This is a genomic window from Corallococcus sp. AS-1-6 (genome assembly GCF_020037015.1).
In the GTDB taxonomy this organism is placed as follows: Bacteria; Myxococcota; Myxococcia; order Myxococcales; family Myxococcaceae; genus Corallococcus.
On record NZ_JAIQDE010000012.1, the window covers coordinates 191,943 to 212,693 of the forward strand.

The 20,751-nt window shown below is 72.0% G+C and carries 18 protein-coding genes; 11 read left to right on the plus strand and 7 right to left on the minus strand.

Annotated features, from left to right (window positions below):
- Nucleotides 1-137 precede the first annotated feature (137 nt).
- Nucleotides 138-959, plus strand: coding sequence for a HEAT repeat domain-containing protein (locus tag K8612_RS18770; RefSeq protein WP_223763271.1), 822 nt, complete (start codon nt 138-140; stop codon nt 957-959).
- Between the two features lie 408 nt (nt 960-1,367).
- Here K8612_RS18770 and K8612_RS18775 read toward each other — a convergent pair whose 3' ends face one another.
- On the minus strand, nt 1,368-1,967 hold the full coding sequence (locus K8612_RS18775; RefSeq protein ID WP_223763272.1) for a hypothetical protein: 600 nt from the start codon (nt 1,965-1,967) through the stop codon (nt 1,368-1,370).
- A 64-nt stretch (nt 1,968-2,031) separates the two neighbouring features.
- On the opposite strand from K8612_RS18775, the gene K8612_RS18780 reads away from it, so the two are divergent.
- The gene (locus K8612_RS18780; protein WP_223763273.1) at nt 2,032-2,574 is read left to right on the plus strand and encodes a hypothetical protein; all 543 of its coding nucleotides are present in this window, start codon (nt 2,032-2,034) and stop codon (nt 2,572-2,574) included.
- A 7-nt stretch (nt 2,575-2,581) separates the two neighbouring features.
- Here K8612_RS18780 and K8612_RS18785 read toward each other — a convergent pair whose 3' ends face one another.
- Nucleotides 2,582-3,610 carry a serine hydrolase gene (locus K8612_RS18785; RefSeq protein ID WP_223763274.1) on the minus strand — a complete coding sequence of 343 codons (1,029 nt, stop codon included), beginning with the start codon at nt 3,608-3,610 and terminating at the stop codon, nt 2,582-2,584.
- Nucleotides 3,611-3,823: 213 nt separating this feature from the next.
- On the opposite strand from K8612_RS18785, the gene K8612_RS18790 reads away from it, so the two are divergent.
- Both K8612_RS18790 and K8612_RS18795 read left to right on the plus strand, forming a co-directional pair.
- Nucleotides 3,824-4,696 carry an ATP-grasp domain-containing protein gene (locus tag K8612_RS18790; protein ID WP_223763275.1) on the plus strand — a complete coding sequence of 291 codons (873 nt, stop codon included), beginning with the start codon at nt 3,824-3,826 and terminating at the stop codon, nt 4,694-4,696.
- A 14-nt stretch (nt 4,697-4,710) separates the two neighbouring features.
- A complete protein-coding gene (locus tag K8612_RS18795) occupies nt 4,711-6,033 on the plus strand; it encodes a hypothetical protein (RefSeq protein ID WP_223763276.1) in 1,323 nt (440 codons plus the stop codon).
- 7 nt (nt 6,034-6,040) lie between these two features.
- Here K8612_RS18795 and K8612_RS18800 read toward each other — a convergent pair whose 3' ends face one another.
- Nucleotides 6,041-7,267 (minus strand): hypothetical protein, encoded by a 1,227-nt coding sequence (locus K8612_RS18800; RefSeq protein WP_223763277.1) that lies wholly within the window; start codon nt 7,265-7,267, stop codon nt 6,041-6,043.
- 45 nt (nt 7,268-7,312) lie between these two features.
- Nucleotides 7,313-8,158 carry an AraC family transcriptional regulator gene (locus K8612_RS18805; protein ID WP_223763278.1) on the minus strand — a complete coding sequence of 282 codons (846 nt, stop codon included), beginning with the start codon at nt 8,156-8,158 and terminating at the stop codon, nt 7,313-7,315.
- 175 nt (nt 8,159-8,333) lie between these two features.
- Between K8612_RS18805 and K8612_RS18810 the strand changes: the two genes are divergently transcribed.
- On the plus strand, nt 8,334-9,506 hold the full coding sequence (locus tag K8612_RS18810; RefSeq protein WP_223763279.1) for a zinc-dependent alcohol dehydrogenase: 1,173 nt from the start codon (nt 8,334-8,336) through the stop codon (nt 9,504-9,506).
- A gap of 7 nt (nt 9,507-9,513) precedes the next feature.
- Here K8612_RS18810 and K8612_RS18815 read toward each other — a convergent pair whose 3' ends face one another.
- Both K8612_RS18815 and K8612_RS18820 read right to left on the minus strand, forming a co-directional pair.
- Nucleotides 9,514-10,380 carry a hypothetical protein gene (locus tag K8612_RS18815; protein WP_223738979.1) on the minus strand — a complete coding sequence of 289 codons (867 nt, stop codon included), beginning with the start codon at nt 10,378-10,380 and terminating at the stop codon, nt 9,514-9,516.
- Between the two features lie 30 nt (nt 10,381-10,410).
- A complete protein-coding gene (locus tag K8612_RS18820; RefSeq protein ID WP_223763280.1) occupies nt 10,411-11,355 on the minus strand; it encodes a GNAT family N-acetyltransferase in 945 nt (314 codons plus the stop codon).
- Between the two features lie 259 nt (nt 11,356-11,614).
- On the opposite strand from K8612_RS18820, the gene K8612_RS18825 reads away from it, so the two are divergent.
- The 6 genes from K8612_RS18825 to K8612_RS18850 all read left to right on the plus strand — a co-directional run bounded on the left by K8612_RS18825 (nt 11,615) and on the right by K8612_RS18850 (nt 19,603).
- Complete coding sequence (locus K8612_RS18825) at nt 11,615-12,736, plus strand: polysaccharide export protein (RefSeq protein ID WP_223763281.1); 1,122 nt, start codon at nt 11,615-11,617, stop codon at nt 12,734-12,736.
- The gene (locus tag K8612_RS18830) at nt 12,733-14,937 is read left to right on the plus strand and encodes a polysaccharide biosynthesis tyrosine autokinase (RefSeq protein ID WP_223763282.1); all 2,205 of its coding nucleotides are present in this window, start codon (nt 12,733-12,735) and stop codon (nt 14,935-14,937) included. The genes K8612_RS18825 and K8612_RS18830 overlap by 4 nt, the downstream gene beginning before the upstream one ends.
- 23 nt (nt 14,938-14,960) lie before the next feature.
- A complete protein-coding gene (locus tag K8612_RS18835; RefSeq protein ID WP_223763283.1) occupies nt 14,961-16,241 on the plus strand; it encodes an O-antigen ligase family protein in 1,281 nt (426 codons plus the stop codon).
- A 1-nt stretch (nt 16,242) separates the two neighbouring features.
- Nucleotides 16,243-17,466 (plus strand): glycosyltransferase family 4 protein, encoded by a 1,224-nt coding sequence (locus K8612_RS18840; protein ID WP_223738974.1) that lies wholly within the window; start codon nt 16,243-16,245, stop codon nt 17,464-17,466.
- On the plus strand, nt 17,463-18,788 hold the full coding sequence (locus K8612_RS18845; protein ID WP_223763284.1) for a lipopolysaccharide biosynthesis protein: 1,326 nt from the start codon (nt 17,463-17,465) through the stop codon (nt 18,786-18,788). Before K8612_RS18840 ends, K8612_RS18845 begins: the two co-directional genes overlap by 4 nt.
- A gap of 68 nt (nt 18,789-18,856) precedes the next feature.
- Nucleotides 18,857-19,603, plus strand: coding sequence for a sugar transferase (locus K8612_RS18850; protein WP_304503937.1), 747 nt, complete (start codon nt 18,857-18,859; stop codon nt 19,601-19,603).
- On the opposite strand, the gene K8612_RS18855 is transcribed toward K8612_RS18850, so the two are convergent.
- Nucleotides 19,524-20,675, minus strand: coding sequence for an aminotransferase class I/II-fold pyridoxal phosphate-dependent enzyme (locus tag K8612_RS18855; protein WP_223763285.1), 1,152 nt, complete (start codon nt 20,673-20,675; stop codon nt 19,524-19,526). The genes K8612_RS18850 and K8612_RS18855 overlap by 80 nt on opposite strands.
- Between the last annotated feature and the right edge of the window lie 76 nt (nt 20,676-20,751).

Here is a 20,751-nt window from a genome sequence, read left to right on the forward strand (position 1 = left end):
AAGGGGTCCGGGACACAGGGAGGGCGGGCCCCGGCGATTCGGGTCAACCGCGTGGACTCCATTCCTCGCGGTGAGCCTGGAGCACGCCTTGCGCTATCCTCTTCCCATAGCTGTTCCCTCTGGAGGTGGAGGGGGGATTGGAGCTGGGCCCCATGAAAGACCGTTCCATTCCGGAGTTGATTGCCCTCGCATTGCAGGGGGACGAGGAGGATGAAACAGCCTGGGAGGCCATCAGCGAGTTGCACTTCCGAGGCAGCGACGAGGTGTTCGAGGCCGCCGTGAAGCTGCTGCGCTCCACGTCTTCACGTGAGCGCGGACGTGGCGCGGACATCCTGGGTCAGTTGGGCGGACGGAACCGTAGCGATGCGCTCGTCACGAAGTGCGCGGATGAAATCCTGTCCGCGCTGGCCTCGGAGCAGGATGCCGCCGTCCTGAACTCCATGGCCGTGGCCCTGGGGCACCTCCGGGATGTCCGGGCGGTTGCCGCCCTTCAGCCCCTGAAGGCTCACCCGGACGAGGACGTCCGGATGGGCGTGGTCATGGGGATGATGCCGCACCGGGATCCGGTCGCGATCCAGACCTTGATGGTGCTCTCCCGCGACAGCGACCCGGACGTCCGCAACTGGGCGACCTTCAGCCTGGGCAGCCAGGCGGAGGAAGTGGACACGCCCGAGCTTCGGGATGCGTTGTTCGACCGGCTCATGGAGACCGACATGGAGCTTCGCGGCGAGGCCCTGGTCGGACTGGCGCTGCGCAAGGACCCGCGCGTCCTGGAGCCGCTGCGCCGCGAGCTGGAGGGAAGCGAGGTCGGCGTCCTGGCCGTCGAGGCAGCCCAGAAGCTGGAGGATGTCTCGCTCCTGACGCTGCTTCACCACATCCGGGACCGTTCCGGCAACGCGAACAGCTACTTCCGCAGCGTCCTCGCCGAGGCCATCGCTCACCTGGAATCGCTCGGCTGAGCCATGACGGTACGGGCCGCTCCCGTGGAAATCCCAGGGCTTCCTCCCGTCCAGCGGTCTCCGGGCGACAGGAAGCGTGCGGGCCCCCCACGTGTGCCTTGCAGCGCGGCGGTGGGTGCACTAGCCATCAGGGGACGAGGGCCGACGGCGCCGACCGCTCGGGTCCTCCGAGGATGACTTTATGGCCCAGCGCCGCCCGACCCGACCTTCCGCCTCCTCTGATTCGTCCAAGTCCCGCGGTGCCGCTGGCAAGGCCGCCTCGAAGCCCGGGGGCCGTCCTGCCGGGGGCAGGGCCCCAGCCCCGGCGAAGAAGGCCGCGGTCGCGAAGCCGAAGCAGCCCGCGAAGGCGGTGAAGGGTGCGGCGGCAAAGGCCCCGGCCTCCAAGGCAAAGCCTGTCGTGAAGGCGGCTCAGGCTCCGAAGACCTCCGCTTCGAAGGGAGCGAAGACTCCGAAGGCTTCCGCGGCGAAGTCGGGTGCACACGCTTCGAAGGCGCCTGCATCGAAGTCCGCGGCGCAAGCGCCGAAGGCCTCCACCGTGAAGGCAGGCGGTGCGAAGGCGCTGAAGACGCCGGCCGCGCAGACCTCAAAGACAGCCGCCGTGAAGTCCTCCCCGGCCAAGGAGAGCCCCAAGACTTCCGCATCGAAGGCATCCGGAAGTGCGGCTCTGGCAGCCGTAGCGCCGTCTGCTTCAACCAAGAAGGCCCCGAAGGCCTCCGCGTCAAAGCCTGCCTCGACCCAGGAGAACCCGAAGGGCGATGCATCGAAGACCGCTGAAGTCGTCGCGGAGCCCGCATCAACCGAGGAGGCCCCGAAGGCCTCCGCGTCGGTCCACTCCGAACAGCCGCCCCAAGCTCCCGAGCCGGCCACCGCGGCTGCGGAGACGGCCGAACTGAAGACGGATGCCAGCGCGGCTCCTTCGAAGCGCGCGGGGAAGACGCCGAAGGGGTCCTCCGCGAAGAAGACCCCCGCCGAAGGAACTCCCGCCGCCACGCCTTCGGAGAGCCCCACGGAGTCCGCCGCTCCCACGCAACAGGCGGAGACCGGCGCCACCGACGCCGCTCCCGCGAGCACCGTGGAAGGGACTCCCGCCACGGAGGCAACGGCCGCCGAGGAAGCCCCCTCGCGCAAGGGCACGGGCCGCGCCGCGAAGCGGAAGACCTCCGAAGCCGAAGCCGCTCCCACCGAAGCACCTGAGGAGCCCGCCGCCGCCCCCAGCGAGGAGCCCGCATCGAAGTCGAAGCGCGGCGCCAAGGGCGCGGCCCGCCCCTCCGAGGAGCCCACCCCGGCCCCCTCCGCCCCGGCGAAGCCCGCGCGCACCGCCGACCCACAGTACCTCATCCTGACCGGCGGCTCGCCCTTCCTGCGCGCCATCGGCTCCGTGCGCCGCCCGGACGGTGAGACCCTTCCGGGCTTCGCCAACCTGGCCGTGACCAAGATGTCCGCCGCCCCGCTGCCCACCGAACCGGGCGCGTACGAGTTCCGCTTCCAGGCCAGCAACGGCACCGGCGACTTCAAGCTCGCGCAGCGCAGCGAGACCGGCGCCCCGCGCAACGTGCGCGACTTCGAGATGGCCTCCTCGGGCGGCTTCCAGCTCTACCGCTTCACCATCTCCTGAAGCCCCGTCACGGCGGCAGGAACCGCGACAGCAGCGCGAGCCCCGGCGCCTCCAGGGGCACGCGCCCCCGCAGCGCGGCGAACAGCGACCAGCCGTGGTCCGCGAGGAGGACCACGGCCGCGTCCGCCGCGACGCTGAGCCCCATGAAGCCCACGTAGCCCCCCATCACCGACGAACGCCACACCACGTCCTTCCCTCGCACCTGGGACACGTTCCATCCCAGGCCGCGCTGGAAGGACCCCGCCTTCACCCGGCGCGCCTGCATCCGGTACAGGGCCTTCGTGAAGGATGTCTCTCCGCGCCCCAGGTTCGTCTCCAGGAAGCGCATCACGTCCCCCACCGTGGAGTGCATCGCGCCGCCGCCCGGGAGCGCCGGGAAGGTCCACGGCGGCACGGGCTTTCCTCGCGCGGTGTGGCCCTGCAACAGCCGCGGGGCCAGCTCCTCCGTCACGCGCGCCGTGGTGTCCATGAGCCCCATGGGCTTGCAGAGCAGGTCCCGCATCAGGTGCCCGTAGTTCAGCGCCATGCGCCGGGAGAGCGCGTGGCCGAGCACCCCCATGCCCAGGAAGGACTCGGAGGACGGGTGCGGCGGCGGCCGGCGGGGGTGGTAGTTGCGCAGGAACTCGCCGAACAGGCTCGCGGAGTAGTGGCCGAACGGGTCGTCCGGGTTCGAGGGCGCCGCGTCCAGGTTCGGCGGCAGGTGCGGCAGCCCGGAGGTGTGCGTCGCCAACTGCTCCAGCGTGATGCTCCGCGCGACCTCGTCGTTGAGCAGCGACGCGGGGATGAGGTTCCCCAGGGGCTCGTCGAGCCGCACGTCCCCCCGCTCCACCATCACCGACAAGAGCGCCGCAGTGAAGACCTCCGTGAGCGCCCCCAGGGAGAAGAGGGCGTCCGTGGCCGGAGGCGTCCCCTTGCGCCGGAGCCCCTCCACGTGCAGCGCGCCCCGCCACGTCATCGCCGCGCACACGGAGGCCGTCGGGTAGCCGCGCAGGTAGGGCTGCAGCTCCGCGTGGAGGAGGTCGGAAGGGTTCGACATGGAGTGGCGCTTTACGGGCCCGCCACCCGGTGAGCAAGCCCTCCGGAAGCGGCTCTGTCAGGCCCCACCGTGCGAGGCCGTCCGCCAAACGGAAGGCCCCTTTCGTCCCGACATGCCGCCCGCGTCCGCGCCCGCCAGCGCCCGCCGTGGCCGTGTCAGGCCCCGCGTGTGCTCGCGTCCACGGGGGCCCTTCCCCTGACGAAAGGCCACCGGATGCCCGCTTCCCCCGCCGTGAAGGCAATCCTCTTCGGTCGCAACCCGCACCAGCCGGATCCGTTCGACGTGGAGGCCGACGCGGCCGAAGCGCTGGGCGTGGACACGTACCAGGCGGACCTCTCCGCCCTGCTGTCGGGCGACGCGGCCAGGGCGCTCACGGGCGTGCCGGAGCGCGGCCACCTCCGGATGCTGTACCGGGGCTGGATGCTCACGGAGGAGGAGTACGCGGAGCTCGACGAGGCCGTGCGCGCGCTGGGACACCGGCTGGTGACGACGCCGGAGCAGTACGCCGCCGCGCACTACCTGCCCCACTGGTACCCGCGGCTGGCCGGCTACACCGCGCGCTCGGTCTGGACGGAGGGGCCGGACGTGGCGGAGGCGTGGAGGGCGGCGCGGAAGCTGGGGCCTCCGCCGTACATCCTCAAGGACCACGTGAAGTCCGCGAAGGAGCGCTGGGCGGAGGCGTGCTTCGTGCCGTCGGACGCCACGCGCGAGGACTTCGAGCGCACCTGCCAGAGCCTGCTCGACGAGCGCGGCGACCGCTTCGAGCGGGGCTTCGTGGTGCGCCGCTACCTGCCGCTCAAGGTGTACGGGCGGACGCCCGCGGGCCCCGCGCACCTGGAGTTCCGGCTGTTCTTCGGCGGAGGCCGGCTGCTGGCCGCGGAGCCGTACCACGAGTTCGACGTGGAGGTGCCCGACTTCACCGCCTTCGAGCCGCTGGGCCGCCGCATCCCCTCCCCGTTCTTCACCATGGACGTGGCGATGCTGGAGGACGGCGGCTGGGCGGTGGTGGAGGTGAATGACGGCGGCGTCTCCGGACTGCCGCCCGGGTTGGATCCGCGCGACCTCTTCGCCGCGCTGCTCGGATGATACCGTGCGCGGACATGAAGGACTCCGTCCGCGCGCACCGGGGGCTGCGCCACCGCATCGCCGCCCTCCTCCTCGTTGGACTCACCGCGTGCGGCGGCTGCCAGAAGACAGACGCCGAGCGCGCCGCGAAGGAACGCGCGGAAATCGACCAACGCCTCCGGGACTCCGTCGCGCTCGTGCCCTACCGCGCCCTCAAGCTCTCCGTGCGCGCGGGCGACGACCCCAGGGCTCCGGAGGAGGTGGCCCTGCTCTGGAAGGCCGTGGCCGAAACGCGCGCGTTGCCGGACAAGCCCCTCACCGACGAGGCGACGCGCGCGGCGGCCCGCACGTACCTGGACCTGGGCATCGCCCTCTACAAGGCGCGCAAGACGCTCCAGACGCGCGACGAGGACGAGTTCCCCCTGCTGTGGACCCGGTGGGCCGAGGGCGCGCCCCTGCCCCTGGCGACCTACGACGCGGGCCAGGAGCACGCCTTCCTCGCCGCGGTCCTGCTGGCGCTGGACACCGCGGAGAAGTCCGACCGCATCCCCGCCACGGAGCTCGTCTTCTACGAGCTGTCGCGCGCCACGCCCTCCCCCACCTGGCCCGCGGCCCTGCGCGCCGCGGTGCAGGCGAGCCGGGGCGTCGCCTTCTGCCAGGCGGGCTACCACTACGCCGCCGAGGAGGAGCTGACCGGCTTCATCACCGAGACGGAGCGCCTGCCACCAGAGGGCTTCCCCGCCATCCAGCAGGGCACGCCCGCGCAGTCGCGGGAGGCGGTGCTCGCGGCCGGGCACTTCCTGCGCGCCTGGAACCGCATGGGCCTCAAGCGCGAGCGCGCCGCCGAGGACGACATCGAGCAGGGGCTGCGCTCGCTCCAGACGCTGGGCGTGGAGAACGAGCTGACGTGGTGGGGCTGGGCCTTCATCCACACGCGGCGCGGACGCTACGAAGAGGCGGCGGCGGCGCTCGACAAGCTCGCGGCCAGCCCCTACCTGGAGGAGGCGGAGCGGCGCGAGGTGCACGACAGCGCGCAGGCCCTGCGCAAGCACGGGGACAGCCTGCCGCTGTTCCAGCAGACCCGCGCGACGCTGCTCCTGGGCCGGACGCTGCTCGCGCGCGCGGGAGGCCTGGAGCACGTGCTCGCCGTGCTGCTGGGGCCGGAGCGGGCCAGAGAGCTCCATGCCCCGCTCATCTGGATGGACCGGGTGCGCCAGCGCACGGCCCAGCTCTCCCCGGAGCAGGTGGCGCAGGGCGCGGGCGAGACGCTCGACCGCGCGCGTGAAGTGGGCAACCGCGGCTGGAAGGCCCTCCAGGAGCGCCTGGACCAGAGCACCGCCCAGGACACCCCGCCGTGAACCGCCGTCACGGCGCCGCCGCTTCGCCCAGCGCCTTCACGGGGTAGTGCCCCGGGGAGGCGCGGAAGCGGCGCTCCAGCCCGCCCGGCTCGAGCACGCCCCGCTCGAACAGGCCCAGCAGGAAGGACTCGTACGTCCCCGCGCGGGAAGGGCCCGCGCGCTTCAGCTCCTCGTAGAGCACGAAGGCCAGCACGTGCATGCCGTCGTCGTGGTCGCGGAAGAACTCCGCCCCCGTGAGCGGCCGGCCCTCCCGGTCGCGCAGCAGGCCCTCGCGCTCGCTGACGTAGACGTCGATGGCCTCCGCGCAGTCCTCCTCCGTCAGGCCGCGCGCCGTGGTGTAGCCGAACGCGGGGTCATGCTCGCGCACCAGCCGCTGGAAGTAGGGGTCCGCCTCCAGCGCGGACAGCTTCGCGTCCAGTTCGCCCTCGCGCGTGAACGGCGGATGCAGCAGCTCATGCACCGCCGTCTTCACGGTCACGTCCGCCGGATAGGTCGCGTCCGTGAGGAAGTTCCACCCCGTCACCCGGATGCCGTGCGGCTTCGCGAACTTCAGCACGTGCGCGCTCAGCGCCGCCACCGGCAGCTCCCTGCCCAGCACGGCTTCGTCCCAGCCCACCACGTCGTGCGGCGCCACCTTCGCGGCCAGCCCGGAGAGGGCCTGCTCCACCTGCGGCAGGTACTCCGCCCGCCAGACGCGGGGGAACTCCACGCGCTCGAGGAACGCCAGCAGGACGCCCAGGTCCCCTCGCACGTCCTCCATCTCCGCGAAGCCGTCCTCCCGCCCGTAGGACGTGGCCAGGAAGTCCGCGCGCATGCGGCTCCACGCGGCGTCGTCCGCCACCGTCGCCGCCAGGTCCTCCACCGTGGTGGGCCCCGTGACGGAGAAGACCAGCGTCAGGAACGGCCCCACCATCTTGCCGCCCTGCTTCGCCATCCGCTCGGTGAGGTGCGCGAGCGCGGCCTGCTCCCGCGGCTCCAGGAGCGCGGAGAAGCGCTGGAACTCCGCCGGGTAGAAGCGCGTGTAGAACGCGTCGCCTCGCAGCAGGTTCAACAGGCACAGCGCGTCGTACGCCTCCGACGGGCGCAGCACCCACCGCGTGCGTCCGGAGTCCACGCGGCGCAAGGCCGGCTCCGGCGCCGCCGGGACGGGCCGGGAACCCGCGCAGGCGGTCCACATCAGCGCCGCGCCCAGGAGCGCCACGGCGCGGCGGAAGGAATGCGATGGCAGGGTCATGGCCGGGAGATAGGACCGCCCGCCCACCGCCGTCTTGGACGAAACCTACCGCGTGGAACCGGATGCACGCCCCACCAGCCGCCGGTACTCCGCCGGGGTGAGGTGCAGGCGGCGGCGGAACTCGCGCGTCAGGTGGCTCTGGTCGCAATAGCCCGCGTCGAGCGCGATGTCGCCCAGGGGACGCTGCGTCTCGCGCAGCGCCCGGCCCGCGCGCTCCAGCCGGACCTGGCGCAGGTACTCCGCCGGGCTGCACCGCCAGGCCTGACGGAAGGCCCGCCCCAACCGCTGCGGGCTCACCCCCGCCTCCCGCGCCAGCGCCGCGAGCGTGGGCGGCGGTCCGCGCGCCGCGTCCAGCAGCTCCCGGACGCGCCCCAGCCACGCCGGAGGGCCCCCCGCCTCCCGCACCGGCGCTGACGCGCGCACCGCCTCCGCCAGCAGCTCCAGCGTCAGCCCTTCGATGGCCAGCGCCGCCACGTCATCCGCGCTCCGGAACTCCTGGTACACGCGCGCCGCCAGCGCCACCAGCCGCGCCGACGACAGGTCCACCCGCGGATCCAACCGCCCGGCGAGCGCGCTCCGCGACCGCCAGCACGCCTCCGAGAAGTCGATGTTGAAGGTGCGCGTGCGCACGTCCCGGATGCGCTGCGCGTGCTCCAGCCCGGGCGCCTGGAAGGCGACCGAGCGGGCCGTGCACTCTCGCGCGCGGCCCTCCACCACGTCCGTGAAGCCTCCCTCCAACGTGAGCCGGAAGCCCGCGTGCCGGTGCCCGTGGGATGGCAACCGGACACCCGGTGCGTACGTACTCTCCGTGAGCACGAGCCCCGCCACCTCCACGCGCTGGAGGGGCGTGCCCAGGTAGCGGCCGAAGTCGAGGACGGGGGCGGAGGTCACGCCTCACTTTCGCATCCGCCAGGGGTCCCATTGCATCCCCGGGCGTCGATTCCGCCCTTCCTCTTCCGAGCGCCAGTCGGCCAGGCGGCCGCGGCCCGCCCACGTTGGCCGTGCACGCCCCGAGTCCCCAGCTTTGCCCAAAGCCTCTTCCAACCCCTCCTAAGGAGCCGCACTGATGAAAGCCATCTGCTGGCATGGCCACGGCGACGTCCGTTACGAGTCCGCCCCCGACCCGAAGATTGAGGACCCTCGCGACGCCATCATCCGCGTCACCCGCACCGCCATCTGCGGCTCCGACCTGCACCTGCTGGACGGCTACATGCCGACCATGAAGAGCGGTGACGTCCTGGGCCACGAGTTCATGGGCGAGGTGATGGAGACGGGCTCCGGCGTCACCAAACTCAAGAAGGGCGACCGGGTCATCGTCCCCTTCAACATCGCGTGCGGCGAGTGCTTCTTCTGCCAGAAGACCCTCTTCTCCCTCTGTGACCGCTCCAACCGCAACGCGGAGATGGCCGCGAAGGTGATGGGCTATTCGCCCTCCGGCCTCTTCGGCTACTCGCACATGCTGGGCGGCTTCTCCGGCGGCCAGGCCGAGTACGTGCGCGTGCCGTACGCGGACGTGGGCCCCCTCAAGATTCCGGACGGCCTCACCGAGGACCAGGTCCTCTTCCTCACCGACATCTTCCCCACCGGCTACATGGCGGCGGAGAACTGCGAGATGGAGAAGGGAGACACCGTGGCCGTGTGGGGCTGCGGCCCCGTGGGCCAGTTCGCCATCCAGAGCGCGTGGATGTTCGGCGCGGGCCGGGTCATCGCCATCGACCACGTGCCGGAGCGCCTGGCGCTCGCGAAGTCCTGGGGCAAGGCGGAGACCATCGACTTCACGAAGCAGGACGTCTTCGACACCCTCAACGAGATGACCCGCGGCCGCGGGCCGGACCGCTGCATCGACGCCGTGGGCGCCGAGGCCCACGGCACCGGCAGCCTGGACGCCGTCATCGACAAGGCGAAGGCCGCGGTGAAGCTGGCCACGGACCGGCCGCACGCGCTGCGCCAGGCCATCCACTGCTGCCGCAAGGGCGGCACCCTCTCCGTGCCCGGCGTCTACGTGGGCTTCCTGGACAAGGTCCCCTTCGGCTCCTTCGTCAACAAGGGCCTGACCATGAAGACGGGCCAGACGCACACGCACCGCTACACCCGGCCCCTGCTGGAGAAGATCCAAGCCGGCGCCATCGACCCGACGCGGCTCATCACCCACCGCGCCCGCCTGTCCGACGCCCCCGCCCTCTACAAGAAGTTCCGCGACAAGGAGGACGGCTGCATCAAGGTCGTGATGACGCCGTAGCCCGCGCTCAGGCCTGCCCCGTCAGCCGGTAGTACGCGTTCGGGCGGCGCCAGCGGATGAAGGCGCGCGCCAGCGGGTTCATGCCCCAGTGGATGGGCACCGGATCCACGACGAAGCCCAGCTCGTCCTTGAACTGTTCGAGCTGGGCCGCCTCGCGCGCATGCAGCCCGCCCACCAGGGTCCGGGCCCCCAGCCGGCGGCACACCTGCGCGAACTCGTAGATGAGGCCCGTGGAGATGTTCGTCGGCAGCGCCCACGTCGCGTAGTAGGCGCTGAAGCCATACGCGACGCCGTCCACGATGTAGCCGTCCAGGTAGCCGCCCAGCTTGTCGTCCACCATCCCCGCCAGCACGCACCAGTGGTCGGAGGCGAAGTACTGCCGCAGGCCCTTGAGGTACTCGTCCAGCGTGGGGATCTTCTTGTGCTGCGTGCGCGTCAGCGCGTCCCGCACCACGGGATAGCCCTGCTCCAGCAGCAGCGACGGCCCCGTGAGCTGGACGATGCGCACCGTGCGCTGGCACTTGCGCAGCTTGCTGCGCCGGTTCGAGTTCAGCCGGCTCATGTCATAGGTGTCCAGGTCCTTCAGCCGCACCACGGGCACCTTGCCGGTGGCGGCGTTCGCCGTCTCCGGCGTCAGCGCCGCGCGGTAGCCCCAGGCCAGCGGCGTGGGCGGCGTGGCCTCATCCGGCGTCAGCCGCGCCAGCAGGTGCACCGGCTGGAAGAAGCCGGGCGCCCCCGACTGCTCCCAGTAATGCCCCCGGTGGGAGATGACGCGAACGCCCTCTTCGCGCCGGCGCTCGGCCAGCTCCCGCTCCGTGAGACATGTGAAGCGGGCCTCCGCGACATCGCGGAGCTGGGGAAGTGACAGGACCATGGGAACCCCTCCACCAACGACACGGGAACGTCAGGAACGGGGCGCGCGGTAGGCGGGGAAGAAGTCCTCGCCCGCGTGCCCCTGGGACAACTGCGCGTACGCTTCCGGGTCGCAGATGATGTCGTGCGTGTAGAACCGGGACATCGCGTTGGCGAAGCCGCGCTTGAACCGCTCGACGCCGTCGCCCGGCCGGACGCCGCCGCCCAGGTGGACGCAGGCCTCCAGCTTCTCCGCCAGCTCCACCATCACCGGGAACTCGTTCTTCGCCGGTGAATGCATCCGGTACGCGTCCGCCGTGCCGTCAATGAAGTCGTGCAGCAGCCCGTCGCTCAGCACCACCAGCGCGGAGGAGGCCACCGCCCCGTCCGGCGCGCGCGTCGTCACCAGCCACGCGAAGGGACAGGTGAAGACCTCCTCGAACCAGGCGTCGGAGAAGGAGTACCGCACCCCGTCCTGCTGCCGGGCCAGGGTCTGCCGGTGGATGGCCTTGAGCGCCTGGCGCTGCTCCTGCGTGGAGTCCTTCACCGGAACGACGGAGCTGACGTAGCCGAGCCGGGCGTTGCGCCGGATGTCCGCCCCGTGGTCGCCGCGGAACTTCAGCGGCAGCTTCGGGTCGATGAGGCACACCTCCCCGCGCAGCCGGCCGCCCGCGAAGCAGTACGGCCCGCCAATGCGGTCGCGCAGGAAGATGCTGACCAGCTCCGTGCCCCGCCAATCAATGGCATCCACCGGCACCTCGGAGAGCCCGTTCAGCTCCGCCCCGGGAAACCCATACGGAGAGACCGCGTCCCGGTAGCCCGTGCCTTCAATGGGCCGCACGATGAGCGGCACCCGGAGCGCCCGCCCCGCCCCGTCCTCCACGATGAGGCTGTGCGTCACGCCCTCCGCGCGCAGGTGCTGCTCGGAGCGGAAGTAGTCAGCCGAAACGGCGCGCTGGCCTCCGTCAGGGACGAGGACGGCTCTCCACGGTGCCATTGGATTCACGGGTGCGCCCCCCGGGCGGAAACAGCGGGCCTGACAGTGCCCGGAACAGCCAGAGGGTATGTGGATGGGACCCAGGTCCGTCACCGCCCCCCGGGGTGCAGCGCGGATGTCCTGATTCCAGCGCTTCGCGCCCCCCTCAGCCCCCCAGGGCAGGACATGTGTCACCTCACCAGCGGGGCATAACGGCTTCCAGACATTTGGAATTGTTCGGGCTTACGCTCGCAAGCTTCATCCGGAAGATTGCCCGCCCATGAAACACGTCCTGTTATTGGCCGCGGTGTCTTGCCTGAGCGCATGCGCCTGGGGCCCGGGAATGCATATGGACGAGGACGCCTTCCGGGAGCGTTACGAGGGAAAGGCAGACGCTGGCGCGGACGGCGCCTACGACATCATCCCCATCGACGCGTCCCTCATCAGCCACCAACTGGAGGAGCGCAGGCAGGCGCGGCCCGCGCCCCTGGTGGATCCGCTGGCGCAGGTGGCCACCGACTATGACTACCGGGTGACGCCGCACGACGTGCTGAGCGTCATCGTCTGGGACCACCCGGAGCTCACCATCCCCGCTGGCGAGTTCCGCCCCGCAGAGACCGTGGGCAACCCCGTGGCGGCGGACGGCACCATGTTCTACCCCCACGTGGGCCTCATCCCCGTCGCGGGCAAGACGCTGCGGGAGATCCGCGAGCTGCTCACGCAGCGGCTGGCGAGCGTCATCGAGAAGCCCCAACTGGACGTGCGCGTGGTGGGCTTCCGCGGCCAGAAGGTCCAGGTGACGGGCGAGGTGGTGGCCCCCGGCACCCTGCCCGTCACCGACGTGCCCCTGCGCGTGCAGGACGCCATCGCCCAGGCGAAGGGCTTCGGCCCGGAGGCGGACCTGCGCACCGTCACCCTCAGCCGGGGCGGCACCACCTTCACGCTCGACCTGCAGGCCCTCTACGAACAGGGGGACGTGAGCCAGAACTGGCTGCTCCAGGACGGCGACATCCTCAACGTGGCGGACCGCAGCCGCAACAAGGTCTTCGTGCTGGGAGAAGTCCGCAGGCCCTCCTCGCGCGTGATGGTGAAGGGCCGGATGACGCTGGCGGAGGCCATTGGCGACAGCGAGGGCTTCGACCCGCTCACGTCCAACCCGGGCCGCGTCTATGTCATCCGCGGCAGCTTCGAGCGGCCCTACATCTTCAAGCTGGACGCGAAGTCGCCGGACGCGCTGCTCCTGGCGACACATTTCCAATTGCAACCGCGCGACGTCATCTTCGTCTCCGCGCACGACCTGACACGTTGGAATCGCATCATCCAGCAAATCCAGCCAACAGTTCAGCTGCTCTGGCAGGCAGTGGATATCGGAGACAGAACCATCATCATCAACAACCCATGACGAGCCCCCCTGAACGCGTGACGCCGCCCCGCCCCGGCCCCGGCACGCAGGACGATGAGCTGGGATTGGGTCGATACCTGGCCATCCTGGGGGAGCGCCGCGGCACCATCGCGGCGTGCGTCGCCCTTGCCCTGGCCGTGGGCGGGCTGTACTTCCTCACCGCGGCGCCGGTGTACCGGGCCAACGCCATCCTGCGCATCGAGCAGAAGGGCAGCAGCCTGGGCCAGTTGGACGCGCTGATTCCAGACGCGCCCAGCCTGGCGGCCCCGGAGATGGAGGTCCTGGGCTCCAGGGCGCTGCTGGGGCGCGTGGCGGACGCGCTGAACCTGGGCGTGAGCGTGCGGCCCCGCTACTTCCCGCTGGTGGGCGCGGCCCGCGCCCGGGCGCACGCGGGGCCGGACCTGGCGCCGGTGCCGTGGTGGGGCGGGGCCTCCTTCGCCTGGGGCGGAGAGAAGCTCCAGGTGGAGCGGCTGAACGTGCCCACGGAGTGGGAGGACCTGCCGCTCACGCTCGTGGCGGACGCGGACGGCGCGTACACGCTGCGGGGCCCCGAGGGGGGCGTGGTGCTCCACGGCGCCGTGGGCACCGACGCCCGGACGGAGGCTGGCGCGGCCCATGAGGTGGAGCTGCTCGTCACCGCGCTGCACGCCCGGCCGGGGACGCGCTTCCAGGTGACGCGCCGCTCGAAGCTCGCGGTGGTGGAGGAGCTGCAGCGCGCGCTGCGCATGGGGGAGAAGGGCGCCGGCACGGGCGTGCTCAACCTGACCCTGGACGCGCCCGACCCGGTGCTGGCCACCACCCTGCTCCAGAACATCGCGGACACGTACGTGCGCTCCAACGTGGAGCGCCGCAGCGACGAGGCGGGCCGCACGCTGTCGTTCCTGGACAGCCAGCTCCCCGGGCTGCGCCAGAGCCTGGAGCAGGCGGAGGCCGCGCTGCGCGACTACCGCGCCGGCAAGGGCGGCGTGGACCTGGGGCTGGAGGCGCAGGCCGTGCTCAACCGGAGCGTGGACCTGGACAAGGACCTCTCCACGCTCGCGCTGGAGCGCTCGGAGCTCCGGCAGCGCTTCACCGAGCACCACCCGCTGCTCGTGGCCATGGAGCGCAAGCTGGCCCGCCTGCGCACGGAGCGCAGCGCGCTGGACACCCGGCTCAAGGGGCTGCCGGACGCGGAGCGGGTGTCCGCCCAGCTCACGCGCGACGTGAAGGTGGCCAACGAGCTGTACCTCCAACTGAACAACAAGGCCCAGGAGTACCGGGTGCTCAAGTCGAGCACCATCACCAACGCGCGCATCATCGACGCGCCCGTGGTGACGCGCCTGCCCGTGCGCCCCGCGAAGCAGGACGTGTTCGCGGTCAGCCTGGTGCTGGGGCTGGTGTCCGGCGTCGCGCTGGCCTTCGCGCGGCGGTCGCTGCAACCGGGCGTCACCGACCCCGCGGCCCTGGAGTCCGCGCTCGCGGTGCCCGTCCTCGCCAGCATCCCCACCGGCCCCCGCCGCGCGGCGTCCCCGCGCGGCCCCTCCATCGTCCTGGCGCGCAGCGTCCCCCGGGACGTCACCATCGAATGCGTGCGCGGCCTGCGGACCCGGCTCCAGCGGGCCATGAAGGAGGCGGGCAGCCACGTCGTCACCCTCACCGGCACGGGCCCCGGCGCCGGGACGTCCTTCATCACCCTCAACCTGGCGTGGCTGCTGGCGGAGACCGGCCAGCGCGTGCTGCTGGTGGACGCGAACCTGCGCGGCGGCTGGCTGCACCGGTGCTTCCGCGAGGCGCGTGTCCCCGGCCTCCACGAGGTGCTGCGGGGCACCGCGACGCTGGAGCAGGCCCTGCTCCAGGAGGCCGCGCCCGGCCTGTCGTTCCTGGGCGCGGGCGCGCTCCCGCCGGACCCGGCGGAGCTGCTGGCCGGCGCGGCGTTCGACACGTTCGTGGCGCGCGTGGCGGCCGAGTACGACGTCGTCCTCTTCGACACGCCCTGCATCCTCGCGGTGACGGACGCGGCGCTGGTGGGCCGGCACGCGGGCGTGCGGCTGGCCGTGGTGCGCGCGGCGACCCAGTCCCTGCGCGAGGTGGCCACCGCGCTGCACCAACTGGAGCAGAGCGGCGTCCCGGCCCGGGGCGTGGTCCTCAACGGCGTGCCGCGCTCCCGGACGGGCCGCGCGGTGAGCGGCGTCTACCAATACGAATACCCGTCCGCGGGCTGAAGCCCTGCCGGGAGGACGACGCCGTGAGCTGGCTGAGCTGCACAGGACTGGGCTTCATCGCGGCGCTCTACGTGCTCGCGGGCCGCTGGGGCTTCCACCGGCTGGGCCTCGCCGTCAACGAGGAGGTGGACACGAACCTCATCCTGGAGCTGCGGCTGTGGATCGTCCTGTGCGGGACGCTGCTCGCCTCCGTGGGGCTTTTGCACCGCGCCCGCCGCGACGCGCGCCCCGGCGAGGCGCGGTTCGACCCGCCGCTCATCGCCGCCCTGCTGGGCTTCCTGGGCTACATGTGCGCCAGCACCGCCTGGTCGCCCGACCCGCTCTTCTCCCTGACCAAGGTCTGCGACCTCCTGCTGGTGGGGATGATGTGCGTGGGCTTCGCGCTGGCCTGCTTGCGCCAGCCCGCGCCCCGGGTGCTGGACGCGTTCTGGGCCGCCGTCGTCGCGGCCACGGCGCTGCTCGCGCTCACCGGCGTCAAGCAACTGCTGGGGGGCGGCGCGGGCGCGCGGCTCGCGGTGATGGGCGGCGGGCCCAACATCTTCGCGCGGCTCATGGGGCTGCTCGCCATCGGGGCGCTCTACTTCTGGTACTGGAAGGGCCAGGCGTGGTTCTGGATTCCGGTGGCCGCCACCGGCGTCGTGCTGGCGCTGCTCACGGGGTCGCGCGGCGGCTCCGCCGCCATCACCGCGGGCATCATCACCTGCCTCGTGGTGGGGCGCGTGCCGCTGCGCCGGCTGCTGCTGCTGCTGCTGCTGGCGACCGCCGCCATCACCGCGGTGGCCATGTTCTCCCCGCTGGGGGAGGCGCTGAGCAACTCCGTGCAGGAGCGCTTCCTGCGCCTCACCCTCAACTACGAGGCGGGCGCGGGCGGCGCCAGCAGCAACGACGGCAAGGTGTACCTGTCCGGGCGGGAGATCCTCTACGCGAGGGCGCTCCAGTTGGGCGAGGACTACCCGGTGGCGGGGGCGGGGCTCGCGGCGTTCCCCGCGCTGCGCCTGGGCGTCTACCCGCACAACCTCTTCCTGGAGGTCTTCTGCGAGGGCGGCGTCGTGGGGCTGCTGCTGCTCGCGACCGTGCTCGCCACCTTCGCGCGCTCGGCGCTCCTGCGGCGCCAGGGCCTGGACGGCGCCACCGTGGGCGCGGCGGTGCTGGTGCTCCTGGGCAGCCAGGCCAGCGGCGACCTCTACGACAGCCGCGCCCTCTTCCTCTTGATGGTGATGGCCTCCGCGACCGCGGTCCCCGGACGCCAGCCCGCGCAGTCGGGCACGCCCCTTCCCCAACCTTCATTCACAGGAGCCGTCTGACATGCGCATCGTCTACCTGCATCAGTACTTCAACACCCCCACCATGCACGGGGGGACGCGCTCCTATGAGCTCGCGCGGCGCCTGGTCTCCATGGGCCACGAGGTCCACATGGTGACGTCCGACACCCGCACGGACGTCCGCCCGGGCAAGGGCTGGCGCGAGTCCAACGAGAGCGGCATCCAGGTGCACTGGCTGCCGGTGCCCTACAGCAACGCCATGAGCTACCCGGACCGCATCCGGGCCTTCAGCCACTTCGCGGTCAACTCCACGCGGCGCGCCGCGCAACTGCCCGCGGACGTCTTCTTCGCCACCAGCACGCCGCTCACCATCGCGGTGCCGGGCATCGCCGCGTCGCGGTGGAACAAGCGGCCCATGGTCTTCGAGGTGCGCGACCTGTGGCCCGCCATCCCCATCGCGGTGGGCGCGCTCAAGAGCCGCTCCGCCATCCTGGCCGCGCAGCTCCTGGAGAAGGCCGCGTACGCGGGCGCGGAGCACATCGTCGCGCTGTCGCCGGGCATGAAGGCGGGCGTGGAGGCGGCGGGCGTGCCGCCGGAGAAGATCACCATCATCCCCAACCTCTGCGACCCGGAGCGCTTCCAGGTGCCGGCGTCCGCGGGCCAGGCGTTCCGCCAGAAGTACGCGTGGCTGGGGGACAGGCCCCTGGTGCTGTACGCGGGCACGCTGGGGCTGGTGAACGGCGTGGAGTACCTGGTGCGGGTGGCCGCGGAGATGCGGAAGCTGGACCCGGAGGTCCGCTTCGTCATCATGGGCAAGGGCCGTGAAGAGGCCATGCTGCACTCGCTGGCGGAGCGGCTGGGGGTGAAGGACCAGAACCTCTTCTTCCTGCCCAGCGTGCCCAAGGAGCAGGTGCCCGCGGTGCTGAACGCCGCCACCATCGCCACGTCGCTGTTCACGGACGTGCCGGGCATGCAGGACAACTCCGCCAACAAGTTCTTCGACGCGCTCGCCGCGGGCCGTCCGCTGGCGCTCAACTACGGCGGCTGGCAGGCGGAGCTGCTGGACCGGGAGGCCTTCGGCCTCAGGCTGCCGCCCAGGGACATCCCCGCCGCGGCGGCCATGCTGGCCAGACGGCTGCGCGACCCGCGCTGGCTGGCGGAGGCCGGCGCGCTGGCCGGGAAGCTGGGCCGGGAGCGCTACTCCGCGGACATCGCGGCCCGGCGGCTGTCAGAGGTCCTGCAGCGCGCGGCGGCGGCACGGTCATGACCGCGCGCTCGGTGGGGAGCAACTTCATCTGGTCGCTCTCCGCCGGGCTCGTCTACGCCCTCGCGCAGTGGGGCGTCCTGGTGGCCTTCGCGCGGCTGGCCACCATGGAAGAGGTGGGCCAGTTCGCGCTCGCCCTGGCCATCACCGCCCCGGTGCTGCTGATGGCCCGCATGCAACTGCGCACGCTCCAGGCCACGGACGCCAGGAGCACCTTCGGCTTCGAGCACTACCTGGGCCTGATGGTGCTCAACGTCGTGGCGGGCGTGGCGGTGTGCTGCGCCATCGCCACGGCGATGGCGGACTCCCTCCACGCGGCCTGGGTCATCGCGCTGGTGGCGCTGGCCAAGGGCTTCGAGGCGGTAAGCGAGGTCTTCTACGGCGCGCTCCAGAAGGCGGAGCGGCTGGGGCTCATCGCCCGGTCCACCATCGCCAAGAGCGTGCTGTCCGTGGTGCTGGTGCCGCTGGCGCTGTGGCTCACGCACAGCCCCATCGCCGGCGCGGCGGCCCTGGCCTTCGCCTGGGCCATCGTCCTCTTCTTCTTCGACGCCAGGGCGCTCCAGCGCGAGTTCCCCGGCATGCGCTCCTGGAGCACCCTCTGGCGCACGCCGTGGCGCACGGAGGGAAGGCGGCTCAAGGCCCTCTTCCTGCTGTGCTGGGTGCTGGGCCTCACTGCCCTGCTGGCGGCGCTGAGGCCCAACATCCCCCGCTACCTCCTGGAGGCGCACGCGGGCCAGGCGGAGCTGGGCATGTACGCCGCGCTCGCGTACTTCGCCGCGCTGGGCGGCCGGGTGGTGCACTCGCTGGGGCAGGCCGTCAGCCCCCGGCTGGGCCGCTACCACGCGGCGAGGGACGCGCGCCGCTACGGCAGGGCGCTGGCGGGCTTCACGGCGGCGTCCGCGGTGGTGGGCCTGTGCGCCATCGCCGGCGCGGCGCTGCTCGGCCGGTGGGCGCTGACGCTCTTCTACGGGGCCGCCTACGCCAGGAACCTCACGCTGTTCGTCTGGCTGATGGGGGCCGCGGCGCTGGAGTACGTCTGCTTGAGCCTGGCGGTGGGCCTCACCGCGGCGCGCGAGCTCAAGGGACAGGTGGTGCTGCTCGTCGTCTCCGTGGCCGTGGTCGCCCTGGGCAGCGCGGTGTGGGTGCCGCGCGTGGGCCCGGTGGGGGCCGCCTGGGCCCTGGGGCTGGGGTGGGTGTCGGAGCTGACATGCAGCGTCTGGCTGACGACGCGCGTCTGGCGGCGGCTGACCGCCCCGGAGCCCGCGCAGGCGCTCCAGGCCGTCCCACCGGGCCCCGTGGATGCACGGGAGCCGACAGCGGGCTGAGTCCCAGGGGTCGTGGTGGCGGGCCGGGAGGACTTCTAGCGTCTTTGGCTTCAAGGAGCGGCGTCCCCATGCAAAGACAGGCAGGAACCGGGTTGTTCCTCAAGCGGTGCATCGACGTGGTGGCGGCGGGTCTGGGATTGCTATGCCTTTCCCCGGTGATGGCCGCCACGGGACTGTTCGTCCGCCTGACCCTGGGGGGCCCCGTCCTCTTCCGGCAGCGGCGCCCGGGGAAGCACGGCCAGCTCTTCACCGTCCTCAAGTTCCGCACGATGCTGGAGGCCACGGACGCGAACGGCCAGGCGCTGCCGGACGAGCAGCGCCTCACCTGGGCCGGGCGGCTCTTGCGCTCCACCAGCCTGGACGAGCTGCCGCAGTTGTGGAACGTGCTCCGGGGCGACATGAGCCTCGTGGGGCCCCGCCCGCTGCTCGTGGAGTACCTGCCGCGCTACTCCGCGGAGCAGGCGCGGCGCCACGACGTGCTGCCCGGCATCACCGGCTGGGCGCAGGTCAACGGCCGCAACGCGCTCTCCTGGGAGGAGCGCTTCCGCCAGGACGTCTGGTACGTGGACCACTGGAGCCTGGCGCTGGACCTGAAGGTGCTGCTGCTCACGGTGGTGCGCGTGCTGCAGCGCCAGGGCATCTCCTTCGCGAGCGAGGCCACCATGCACAAGTTCATGGGCACCCCGCAGCCGGAGGCCAGGGTCATGGCGCTCCGGCAGCAGGAGCAGGCCCCCGTCAGCCCGCCGTCCGCAGCCCCTGTCGCCGGGGAACGGCGCGGACCACCTCCACCACCCGCTCGAGCTCCCGGCGCGTGAGGTTGGAGCCGGACGGCAGGCACAGGCCGTGGCGGAACAGGTCCTCCGCCACGCTGCCCCGCCGCCGCGCGAAGCCCGCGAAGACGGGCTGCAGGTGCATGGGCTTCCACACCGGCCGCGCCTCGATGTCCTCCCGCTCCAGCGCGGTGCGCACCGCCTCCCGGTCCGCGCCGAACGCCTCCGGGTCGATGGTGAGCGTCGTCAGCCAGCGCGTGTGTCGGCCCCACGGGGCCTCCGGCATGAAGTCGATGCCCGGCAGGTCCCGGAAGGCCTCCGCGTAGAAGGCGTGGTTCGCGCGGCGCGCGGCCACCCGGTCCTCCAGCACGTGCAACTGCCCCCGCCCGATGGCGGCCAGCACGTTGCTCATCCGGTAGTTGTAGCCAATCTCCGAGTGCTGGTAGTGCGGCGCCGCGTCGCGCGCCTGCGTGGCCAGCTTGAGGGCGTGCCGCACCAGCTCCCCGTCCGCGGACACCAGCATCCCGCCGCCGGACGTGGTGAGGATCTTGTTGCCGTTGAACGAATAGATGCCCACGCGGCCCACCGTGCCGGGGGCCCGCCCCTTGTAGGTGCTGCCCAGGGCCTCCGCCGCGTCCTCCACCACCGGCACGCCGTAGCGGTCGCAGGCGGCCATCAGCGGCTCCAGGTCCGCGCTCTGGCCGTACAGGTGCACCACCACCACGGCGCGGGGCAGCCGGCCCAGGCGGGCCCGCATCGCCAGCTCCTCCTCCAGCAGCGCGGGGTCCATGTTCCAGGACGTGCGCTCGCTGTCGATGAAGACGGGGCTGGCGCCCAGGTAGCGGATGGGGTTCACCGACGCGGAGAAGGTGAGCGTGCTCACCAGCACGTCGTCGCCGGGCCCCACGCCCACCAGTTGGAGCGCCAGGTGGAGCGCGGCCGTCCCGGAGCTCAGCGCCAGCGCGTGCGGCGTGCCCACGCACCGGGCGAACTCCTCCTGGAAGGCATCGACATGGGGCCCCAGGGGGGCAATCCAGTTGCTCGCGAACGCGTCATCGACGTAGCCGCGCTCGAGCGTGCCCAGGTGGGGCGAGGACAGGTAGATGCGGGAGGACATGCGAAGACTCCAGGCAGGACCGGGCATACGCAACCCCGGCATTGCCTGGAGCGTTCGCACACTCCCTCCTCCCGCG

What these genes read in the sequence shown, in the direction of transcription:
- K8612_RS18785 (WP_223763274.1), bottom strand. Translation starts at nt 3,610, where the DNA reads ATGTCGAACCCTTCCGACCTCCTCCACGCGGAGCTGCAGCCCTACCTG.
- K8612_RS18790 (WP_223763275.1), top strand. Translation starts at nt 3,824, where the DNA reads ATGCCCGCTTCCCCCGCCGTGAAGGCAATCCTCTTCGGTCGCAACCCG.
- K8612_RS18795 (WP_223763276.1), top strand. Translation starts at nt 4,711, where the DNA reads ATGAAGGACTCCGTCCGCGCGCACCGGGGGCTGCGCCACCGCATCGCC.
- K8612_RS18800 (WP_223763277.1), bottom strand. Translation starts at nt 7,267, where the DNA reads ATGACCCTGCCATCGCATTCCTTCCGCCGCGCCGTGGCGCTCCTGGGC.
- K8612_RS18810 (WP_223763279.1), top strand. Translation starts at nt 8,334, where the DNA reads ATGAAAGCCATCTGCTGGCATGGCCACGGCGACGTCCGTTACGAGTCC.
- K8612_RS18815 (WP_223738979.1), bottom strand. Translation starts at nt 10,380, where the DNA reads ATGGTCCTGTCACTTCCCCAGCTCCGCGATGTCGCGGAGGCCCGCTTC.
- K8612_RS18820 (WP_223763280.1), bottom strand. Translation starts at nt 11,355, where the DNA reads ATGGCACCGTGGAGAGCCGTCCTCGTCCCTGACGGAGGCCAGCGCGCC.
- K8612_RS18825 (WP_223763281.1), top strand. Translation starts at nt 11,615, where the DNA reads ATGAAACACGTCCTGTTATTGGCCGCGGTGTCTTGCCTGAGCGCATGC.
- K8612_RS18830 (WP_223763282.1), top strand. Translation starts at nt 12,733, where the DNA reads ATGACGAGCCCCCCTGAACGCGTGACGCCGCCCCGCCCCGGCCCCGGC.
- K8612_RS18840 (WP_223738974.1), top strand. Translation starts at nt 16,243, where the DNA reads ATGCGCATCGTCTACCTGCATCAGTACTTCAACACCCCCACCATGCAC.
- K8612_RS18845 (WP_223763284.1), top strand. Translation starts at nt 17,463, where the DNA reads ATGACCGCGCGCTCGGTGGGGAGCAACTTCATCTGGTCGCTCTCCGCC.
- K8612_RS18850 (WP_304503937.1), top strand. Translation starts at nt 18,857, where the DNA reads ATGCAAAGACAGGCAGGAACCGGGTTGTTCCTCAAGCGGTGCATCGAC.
- K8612_RS18855 (WP_223763285.1), bottom strand. Translation starts at nt 20,675, where the DNA reads ATGTCCTCCCGCATCTACCTGTCCTCGCCCCACCTGGGCACGCTCGAG.